This is a genomic window from Aminobacter sp. P4_D5, from assembly GCF_056401815.1.
This window is the reverse complement of record NZ_JBFUIP010001088.1, coordinates 1-585: the sequence shown is the minus strand read 5'-3', so window position 1 is coordinate 585 and position 585 is coordinate 1. Positions and strand designations below refer to the sequence as shown.

Sequence of the window (585 nt, the reverse complement as noted above, 5' to 3'; positions counted from 1 at the left end):
GACGACACAGGCGGCTCGTGGTGCTCGCAGCGGCGGTGGCCGCCGGTTACGAGCGGGAGCTGCGCCCAGGACCGCACGGGAAGCCGCAGCATGCTGGCAGCGTGAGCTTGCGCAGGATCTGGGCGGCGCGGCCGAGGGATGGCGCGGCCCCATCTTCCGGTCGGCTCGCGCCGCGATGGTCGCCGGCGTGGCGTTCGACGCGTGGCGGGCCGTCGTCAGAGCTGTCGCGGCGAGGGCGCCGCGCGGCGGTCGATCGGAGGCGGAAATTACCCGATACACGGGCCTCGGGCATCTGGGCGAGTTGTGGGACTGGTGGTCGTCGGCACTGACCCACGATCGCGCCGAAGCAAATGCTGCCCTTGACGCAGCGGGATTCGGCGCCCTGGAGGAGCTCATCTGATGCCGGCGGCGGGCGATGCGACCGCGCGGCTGGCCGCGGATGCACGCGCCAGGATCAGCGCACAGGCCACTACAGGGGGATCGCCCGAGGTGGCGCCAGGGCCAGGACAAGATGCTCTCGCCTGGTTGATTGCGCAGGTGGATGACCTTATGGCTCGGACGGCGCTGGCGGCGGCCTGGGGCGGG

Annotated in this window: 2 protein-coding genes; both read left to right on the top strand. The window is 72.1% G+C overall.

What is annotated here, in order from left to right; translation table 11 throughout:
- Positions 1 to 400: hypothetical protein (locus AC1DWF_RS36815; RefSeq protein ID WP_476843368.1), on the top strand; the 400-nt coding region annotated here is incomplete at its 5' end.
- Positions 400 to 585: hypothetical protein (locus tag AC1DWF_RS36810; RefSeq protein WP_476843367.1), on the top strand; the 186-nt coding region annotated here is incomplete at its 3' end. The genes AC1DWF_RS36815 and AC1DWF_RS36810, both read left to right, overlap by 1 nt.